Genomic DNA, 8,512 nt, shown 5'->3' with positions numbered 1-8,512 from the left:
GAGTCTAGCAAGCCGAAATGACGGGAAAACGCGCGGGTGTGGAGTACGCAATTTCACCGCGGCAGGCAATCGAGGCGTGGCGGCGTGCGATGCTCGACGTCCGTTACCTCGCGTTATTGCCCGTAGTTGACCGTGAGTTGCGCGGTGCCGATCGCCAGCGTGCCGATCTCGTGCTCGAACATCGGCGCGGGGCGGCCCTGCGCGACGCGCAGGTCGTCGCCCTTGAGCGCGTAGACGGTGATCACGTAGCGGTGTGGCTTGCCGGGCGGCGGGCACGGGCCGCCGTAGCCGTCGATCCCGAAGTCGTTGCGCGCCTCGCTGGCGCCGATGCGCCGCAGGAAGCCGGACGCGCTCGCGTCGGCGGGCAGGCTCGTGACCGTCGCCGGAATGCCCGCCACGGCCCAGTGCCACCAGCCGTGCCCCGGCGCGTCGGGATCGAAGATCGTGACCGCGTAGCCGTGCGTGCCGGGCGGCGGGTTGTGCCAGGTGAGCTGCGGCGAGTGGTTGCCGCCCTTGCAGTCGCCGCGATCGAACACGTTCGCGGCGCGGACGCGCCCGCCCGGCGTCAGGTCGTCGCTCGTCACGGTGAACACGCCTTCCGCATGCGCGGGCAGGGCGGCGAGGACGGCGGCGTAAAGGAGGGCGGCGAGGAACGGCGACGGGCGACCCGCTGGCGCAGGCGGAGTGATCCGGCGATCCACACGCATATGGCGCTTCTCCCGTCACGTAGGCCGGACCGATGCTTCCGGCGTTGTTGGCGTTGTGCGTTGCCCGCGCAGCTGATGGCAGCGATGGATCAAGTCTAGCATTAGGGTTCGATGAGCGATGCACGCCGCGACCCGCGGTCGCGATCGTTTCCTGCGCGAATCGACGGACGAAAAAAAAGCCGCCCGCGATGAAGCGGGCGGCTTGTTCAGCCAGGACACCGGCCAGCGGGCCGGCGCGGCGTCAGTCCTTCGGGGACGTCGCGCCGCCGTGCGCGGCCGACCATTCGGCCGGTGCGTGCAGGAATTTCTCGACTTCGTCGAGCGTCTTCGTCTCGAAGTAGCCCGACGCCTTCGCGACGCGCAGCACGTCCCACCACGTGGCGAGCGCGTGCAGGTCGACGTCGATGTCCTTCAGGACCGACACGCTTTCCTTGAAGATGTTGTAGTGGAACAGCACGAAGCAGTGGTTCACCGTCGCGCCTGCGGTACGCAGCGCGTTGACGAAGTTGATCTTGCTGCGGCTGTCGGTCGTCAGGTCTTCCACGAGCAGCACGCGCGAGCCTTCTTCCAGATGGCCCTCGATCTGCGCGTTGCGGCCGAAACCCTTCGGCTTTTTGCGCACGTACTGCATCGGCACCATCATCCGGTCGGCCAGCCATGCCGCGAACGGGATACCGGCCGTTTCGCCGCCTGCCACCGCGTCGATCTGCTCGAAGCCGACGTCGCGCATGATCGTCGTTTCCGCCATTTCCATCAGCGCGCGGCGCACACGCGGATACGAAATCAGCTTGCGGCAGTCGATATAGACGGGGCTTGCCCAGCCGGACGTGAAGATGAACGGTTTTTCTGCGTTGAAGTGCACTGCCTGTACTTCGAGCAGGATTTTGGCGGTCGTATCCGAGATCGACTGACGATCGTAGCCTGTCATGGGCATTCCTTGGGTGATGAGCGAAGAGCGGGCGCGGGCCCGGTGGCGCAGCAAGGGGAACCTGCCCAGGGGGCCGGGGCGCGATCGGAGGGCCAATCGCATCGCTGCGCGCGTAGCCCGCTATTTTACCCGATTCAGGCCGGTTTTCGGCGGAATTCGCGCGGGTTCGCCCCGCGGCTCACCACCGGCGAAACAACCGGGGCCGGACCGATCGCGCGCTGATGCGGAGGATGCGGCGCTGCACCAACATGCGTCATTTAGGGGGTGTACACTAGGCGACCCTTAGAAATCGTTCAGTACTTTGTACTTTCCTCTTGCCACCCGCCAAGGTTCGATGGCGTGCCGACCCGGCGCGTCGCGTGCCGTCTCGCAGTCGATCACCCTCTCGATTCAAGCAGACGCGGCCGAAGGTGCGGCGTACTGAACCGTCAATATTTCGCATGTCTCTCGCAGGTCAATCATGGACGAACAACTGAAGCAGGCCGCACTGGCTTATCACCTGAACCCGAAACCCGGCAAGATTTCGGTCACCCCGACCAAGCCGCTGTCGAACCAGCTGGATCTGTCGCTCGCGTATTCGCCGGGCGTCGCCGCTGCGTGCGAAGCGATCCACGCCGATCCGCTCGACGCGCAGAAGTACACGTCGCGCGGCAACCTCGTCGGCGTCATCACGAACGGCACCGCCGTGCTCGGCCTCGGCAACATCGGCCCGCTCGCCGCGAAGCCGGTGATGGAAGGCAAGGGCTGCCTCTTCAAGAAATTCGCGGGCATCGACGTATTCGACATCGAACTGTCGGAGTCCGACCCCGACAAGCTCGTCGAGGCGATCGCGATGCTCGAGCCGACGCTCGGCGGCATCAACCTCGAGGACATCAAGGCGCCGGAATGTTTCTACATCGAGCAGAAGCTGCGCGAGCGCATGAAGATCCCCGTCTTCCACGACGACCAGCACGGCACCGCGATCATCGCGTCGGCTGCGATCCTGAACGGCCTGAAGGTCGTCGGCAAGAAGCTGTCCGAAGTGAAGCTCGTGTGTTCGGGCGCGGGCGCTGCGGCGATCGCGTGTCTGGACCTGCTGGTGAACCTCGGCCTGACCAAGTCGAACATCCTCGTCGCCGATTCGAAGGGCGTGATCTACGAAGGGCGCGGCAACCTCGACCCGTCGAAGCAGCGTTACGCGGCGACCACCGATGCGCGCACGCTCGCTGACGCGATCGTCGATGCGGACGTGTTCCTCGGCTGCTCGAGCGCGGGCGTGCTGAAGCAGGACATGGTCAAGACGATGGGCGACCGCCCGCTGATCCTGGCGCTCGCGAACCCGGAACCGGAAATCCGCCCGGAAGACGCGAAGGCCGTGCGCCCGGACGCGATCGTCGCGACCGGCCGTTCGGACTACCCGAACCAGGTCAACAACGTACTGTGCTTCCCGTTCATCTTCCGCGGCGCGCTCGACGTCGGCGCGACGACGATCACGGAAGAAATGAAGCTCGCGTGCGTGCGCGCGATCGCCGAGTTGGCGCAGGAAACCGACCAGAGCGAAGAAGTCGCGAAGGCGTATGAAGGCCACTCGCTCGAATTCGGGCCGGACTACCTGATTCCGAAGCCGTTCGACCCGCGCCTGATCATCAAGATCGCGCCGGCCGTCGCGCAAGCCGCGATGGATTCGGGCGTCGCCACCCGTCCGATCCAGGACATGGACGCGTACCGCGAGCAGCTCGGCGCGACCGTCTACCGCACCGGCATGGTGATGCGCCCGGTGTTCGCGACCGCGAAGCAGAAGCAGGCCCGCATCGTGTTCGCCGAGGGCGAAGACGAGCGCGTGCTGCGCGCCGCGCAATTCGTGCTGCAGGAAAAGATCGCGAAGCCGATCCTCGTCGGCCGTCCGTCGGTCATCGACATGCGCCTCGCGAAGATCGGCTCGAAGCTGAAGGCCGGCACTGATTTCGAAATCGTCGATCCGGAAGACGATGCGCGCTACCACCGCTACTGGCAGGCGTATCAGGAGATCGGCGCGCGTGACGGCGTGACGCCGGAAGTCGCGAAGGCCGCGATGCGCAAGTTCAACACGCTGATCGGCGCGATGCTCGTGCACCTGGGCGATGCCGACGGCATGATCTGCGGGATGATCGACACGTTCCACAGCCACCTGAAGTTCATCGAGCAGGTGCTGGGCCGCGCGAAGGGCGCCGAGCACTTCGCGGCGATGAACCTGCTGATGCTGCCGGGCCGCAACCTGTTCGTGTGCGATACGTACGTGAACGAGCTGCCGAGCGCCGAACAGCTCGCCGACATGACGATCCAGGCTGCAGCCGAGATCGAGCGCTTCGGCATTACGCCGAAGGCTGCGCTGCTGTCGAACTCGAACTTCGGCAGCGCGCCGTCGGCGTCGTCGCGCCGGATGGGCGAGGCCCGCAAGCTGATCGTCGAACGTGCACCGAACCTGGAAGTCGACGGCGAAATGCACGGCGACGCGGCGCTGTCGGAAATGATCCGCAAGCAGGCATTCCCCGGCACGACGCTGTCGGGCGAAGCGAACCTGCTGATCATGCCGAACGTCGAAGCGGCCAACATCGCGTACAACCTGCTGAAGATGGTGGGCGGCGAAGGCGTGACGGTCGGCCCGTTCCTGCTCGGCGCGGCGAAGCCGGCTCACATCCTGACGCCGGCCGCGACCGTGCGCCGGATCATCAACATGACGGCCGTTGCCGCCGCGAACGTGAACACGAAGTAAGTCCACGCCCGCGTGTGCCGCGCTTCGCGCGCGGCACAATGAAAAACGCCACGGAACCTGCGTTCCGTGGCGTTTTTTTTATCGTGAAGCGACGTGAGCCGGTAGGCGCTCACCGGCGGGCATCCGGACCGCGAATGCCCGCCGCGTGCCGTTACGCGACCTGCTGGTGCGACTGGCCGCCGGCCGGCGCACGCCACTTCGCGAGCAGCGTGTTCCACTTCTGGCGTACCGCGCGCAGGTTGTTCTCCTTCACGTGGCCATAGCCGCGAATGCCGTCCGGCAGCGCCGCGAGCTCGAGGGCGAGCGGGCGGTTGGCCGCGTTCAGCTTGCCGAGCACCTCGCCGATCAGCGCTTCGTACTCGCCGATCAGCGCGCGCTCGGTGCGACGCTCCTCGGTACGGCCGAACGGGTCGAGCCCCGTGCCGCGCAGGAACTTCGCCTTCGCGAGCATCCGGAACGCCGACATCATCCACGGGCCATACGCCTTCTTCACGAGATGGCCGTGCGCATCCGTCTTCGCGAACAGCGGCGGCGCGAGGTGGAATTTCAGCTTCCAGTCGCCTTCGAACTGCGCGGTCAGGCGCGCGAGGAACGCCGGGTCGGACTGCAGCCGTGCGACCTCGTATTCGTCCTTGTACGCCATCAGCTTGAACAGGTTGCGCGCGACCGCTTCGGTCAGCTGCTCCTGCACCGTGTCGCCGTCTGCCAGCGCACGCTCGGCCGCGCGCACCTTGTCGACGAACGACGCATAGCGTGCTGCGTACGCGGCGTTCTGGTACGCGGTGAGGAATTCCACGCGCTTCGCGATCAGCGCGTCGACCGCCTTCTTCGTGTGCAGCGCGATCACCGTGGCGCCTTGCGCGGGGCGCGCGTCGCCGGCCGCGGCCTGCTTCACGCTTGCCAGGTCGTGCGCGGCGCGGCGGCCCCATTCGAAGGCCGCGCGGTTCTTCTCGACCGATACCGCATTCAGCTCGATCGCGCGGACGAGCGACGCGAGCGTGAGCGGCAGCCAGCCTTTCTGCCACGCGTAGCCGAGCACGAACGGGTTCGTGTAGATCGCGTCGCCGAGCAGCGCGACCGCGAAGCGATTCGCGTCGATGAAGTCGACGTCAACGCCTGCCGCCGCACGGATGTCGTTTTCGGCGGACAGGCCGGGGAACGCCCAGTTCGGGTTCTTGATGAACTCGGCGGTCGGCGTCTGCGCGCTGTTGACGACCACGCGCGTCGTGTCGTGCCGCATCCGCGACGTGCACTCGTCGCCGGCCGTGACGATCGCGTCGCAGCCGATCACGAGGTCGGCTTCGCCCATCGCGATCCGGGTTGCGTGGATGTCGGTCGGCGCGTGCGAGATCTGCACGTGGCTCATCACGGCGCCGCCTTTCTGCGCGAGGCCGGTGACGTCGAGTACGGTCACGCCCTTGTTTTCCAGGTGCGCGGCCATCCCGAGCAGCGCGCCGATCGTGACGACGCCCGTACCGCCGACGCCCGTGACGAGCACGCCGTAAGCGCGGTCGATGTCCGGCAGCGTCGGTTCAGGGATCGGCGGCAGTGCGTTGCCGTCGACCGACACGGCCTTCGGCTTCTTCAACTGACCGCCCTCGACCGTGACGAAGCTCGGGCAGAAGCCCTTCACGCACGAGAAGTCCTTGTTGCAGCTCGACTGGTTGATCTGGCGCTTCGTGCCGAATTCGGTTTCCAGCGGCTCGACCGACAGGCAGTTCGACTGCACCGAGCAGTCGCCGCAGCCTTCGCACACCGCGTCGTTGATCACGACGCGCTTCGCCGGGTCCGGATACGTGCCGCGTTTGCGGCGGCGGCGTTTCTCGGTCGCGCAGGTCTGGTCGTAGATCAGGATCGTCGTGCCTTCGATCTCGCGCAGCTCGCGCTGCACGTCGTCGAGCTGGTCGCGATGATGGATCGGCACGCCCGGCGCGAGCAACGCCTTCTGGCTGTCGTACTTCTCCGGCTCGTCGGTGACGATCACGATCTTCTTCGCGCCTTCCGATGCGAGCTGGTGCGTGATCTGCGGCACCGTCAGCACGCCGTCGACCGGCTGGCCGCCCGTCATCGCGACGGCGTCGTTGTACAGGATCTTGTAGGTGATGTTCGCCTTCGACGAGATCGCCGCGCGCACCGCAAGCAGGCCCGAGTGGAAATAGGTGCCGTCGCCGAGGTTCGCGAACACGTGCTTCTCGTCCGTGAACGGCGCCTGGCCGATCCACGGCACGCCTTCGCCGCCCATCTGGCTGAAGGTGCTCGTGCTGCGGTCCATCCACACGGTCATGTAGTGGCAGCCGATGCCGGCGATCGCGCGCGAACCTTCCGGCACGTTGGTCGACGTGTTGTGCGGGCAGCCCGAGCAGAACCACGGCTTGCGCTCGGTCTGCACGTGCGGCTTCGCGAGCGCCATTTCCTTCGCGCTGATCACGGCGAGCCGCGCGGCGATGCGTGCACGCACGTCGGACGGCAGTTCGAACTTCTCGAGGCGCGTCGCGATCGCCTTCGCGATGATCGCGGGCGACAGCTCGTAGTGGGCGGGCAGCAGCCAGTTGCCCATCGGCACCGACCATTCGCCGCCGGCGCCGTCCTTTTCGTCGAACTTGCCGAACACGCGCGGCCGCTGGCCATCGGGCCAGTTGTACAGCTCTTCCTTGATCGCGTATTCGAGGATCTGGCGCTTTTCCTCGACGACGAGGATTTCATCGAGGCCGCGCGCGAATGCCTGTGCGCCCTGCGCTTCAAGCGGCCACACGCAGCCGACCTTGTAGAGCCGGATGCCGATCCGCGCGCAGGTTTCGTCGTCGAGGCCGAGGTCGGTCAGCGCCTGGCGCACGTCGAGGTACGCCTTGCCGCCGGTCATGATCCCGAAGCGCGCGCTCGGCGAATCGATCTCGATGCGGTCGAGCTTGTTCGCGCGCACATAAGCGAGCGCCGCGTACCACTTGTAGTCGAGCAGCCGTGCTTCCTGCACGAGCGGCGGGTCGGGCCAGCGGATGTTCAGCCCGCCTTCCGGCAGGATGAAGTCGGTCGGCAGCACGATCTCGGTGCGATGCGGGTCGATGTCGACCGACGCCGACGATTCGACCACGTCCGTCACGCACTTGAGTGCGACCCACAGGCCCGAATAGCGGCTCATGGCCCAGCCGTGCAGGCCGAAATCGAGATATTCCTGCACGTTGGACGGGAACAGCACGGGCAGCCCGCAGGCCTTGAAGATGTGTTCGGACTGGTGCGCGAGCGTCGACGATTTCGCCGCGTGGTCGTCACCGGCGAGCACCAGCACGCCGCCGTGCTGCGACGAGCCGGCCGAGTTCGCGTGCTTGAATACGTCGCCCGTGCGGTCGACGCCCGGGCCCTTGCCGTACCACATGCCGAACACGCCGTCGTGCTTCGCGCCGGGGTACAGGTTCACTTGCTGCGAGCCCCACACGGCGGTGGCGGCGAGGTCTTCGTTGAGGCCGGGCTGGAAGACGATCTGGTGGGCTGCCAGGTGCTGCTTGGCTTTCCAGAGCGACAGATCGAGGCCGCCGAGCGGCGAACCGCGATAGCCGGAAATGAAGCCGGCCGTATTGAGACCGGCGGCACGGTCGCGTTCCTGCTGGAGCATCGGCAGGCGCACGAGGGCCTGGATGCCGCTCATGTACGCGCGACCGCGTTCCAGTGTGTATTTGTCATCAAGCGTGACGGACTTCAGCGCGGCTTCTAGGGACGCGCGTTGGCCTGCGTCTAGCGGGGCATTCATTAACTGTCTCCTCCACCCAGTTTGGGATCACCAAAACTCGACTGCTTCGGGCATCTTGTGGACGCGTCGGCAGTGGCCGGCATATTGGCCGGTTTTAAGCGATGGTAGCACTGGGGCAAACCCGCCGCCCATCGGTTGGAACGCGGGGGAATTGTGGTGGCGCATCAAAAAAAGGGGCTGAATCATGAGTTACATCATGTAAAAGCATGTAAAGCTGGCCCCATCTGCATGCAAACGCCGTTAATCTTGTCGGCCTGCTGGTGGTGCCCGGCCGCGTTGGTTCGTTTCGACGCAATCGGAGAGGCGCCGGCAGTTTTACAGGAGGTGCAATGAACACACGTCATATCCAGAGTTTCCTGATCGTGTCCGCCGCGTTTTTCTCGATGACGGGCCCGGTGCACGCG

The 8,512-nt window shown here is 66.0% G+C and carries 5 protein-coding genes; 1 reads left to right on the top strand and 4 read right to left on the bottom strand.

What is annotated here, in order from left to right:
- Window positions 1-113 precede the first annotated feature (113 nt).
- Window positions 114-707 (bottom strand): YbhB/YbcL family Raf kinase inhibitor-like protein, encoded by a 594-nt coding sequence (locus JYJ84_RS21755; RefSeq protein WP_175223503.1) that lies wholly within the window; start codon window positions 705-707, stop codon window positions 114-116.
- Between the two features lie 241 nt (window positions 708-948).
- Entirely contained in the window at window positions 949-1,635 is a 687-nt protein-coding gene (locus tag JYJ84_RS21750; protein ID WP_122944180.1) for an orotate phosphoribosyltransferase, read from the bottom strand.
- Window positions 1,636-2,095: 460 nt separating this feature from the next.
- On the opposite strand from JYJ84_RS21750, the gene JYJ84_RS21745 reads away from it, so the two are divergent.
- Window positions 2,096-4,366, top strand: coding sequence for an NADP-dependent malic enzyme (locus tag JYJ84_RS21745; protein WP_122944181.1), 2,271 nt, complete (start codon window positions 2,096-2,098; stop codon window positions 4,364-4,366).
- Window positions 4,367-4,517: 151 nt separating this feature from the next.
- On the opposite strand, the gene JYJ84_RS21740 is transcribed toward JYJ84_RS21745, so the two are convergent.
- Window positions 4,518-8,108: an indolepyruvate ferredoxin oxidoreductase family protein gene (locus tag JYJ84_RS21740; RefSeq protein ID WP_175223502.1), complete on the bottom strand. Its 3,591-nt coding sequence runs from the start codon at window positions 8,106-8,108 to the stop codon at window positions 4,518-4,520.
- 194 nt (window positions 8,109-8,302) lie between these two features.
- Window positions 8,303-8,512 (bottom strand): hypothetical protein (locus tag JYJ84_RS21735; protein WP_205189448.1); only part of this gene is annotated, 210 nt, incomplete at its 5' end.

The organism is Burkholderia sp. LMG 13014, from assembly GCF_905232215.1.
In the GTDB taxonomy this organism is placed as follows: Bacteria; Pseudomonadota; Gammaproteobacteria; order Burkholderiales; family Burkholderiaceae; genus Burkholderia.
The sequence above is the reverse complement of the archived record's forward strand: the minus strand, read 5'-3'. Positions and strand labels throughout refer to the sequence as shown.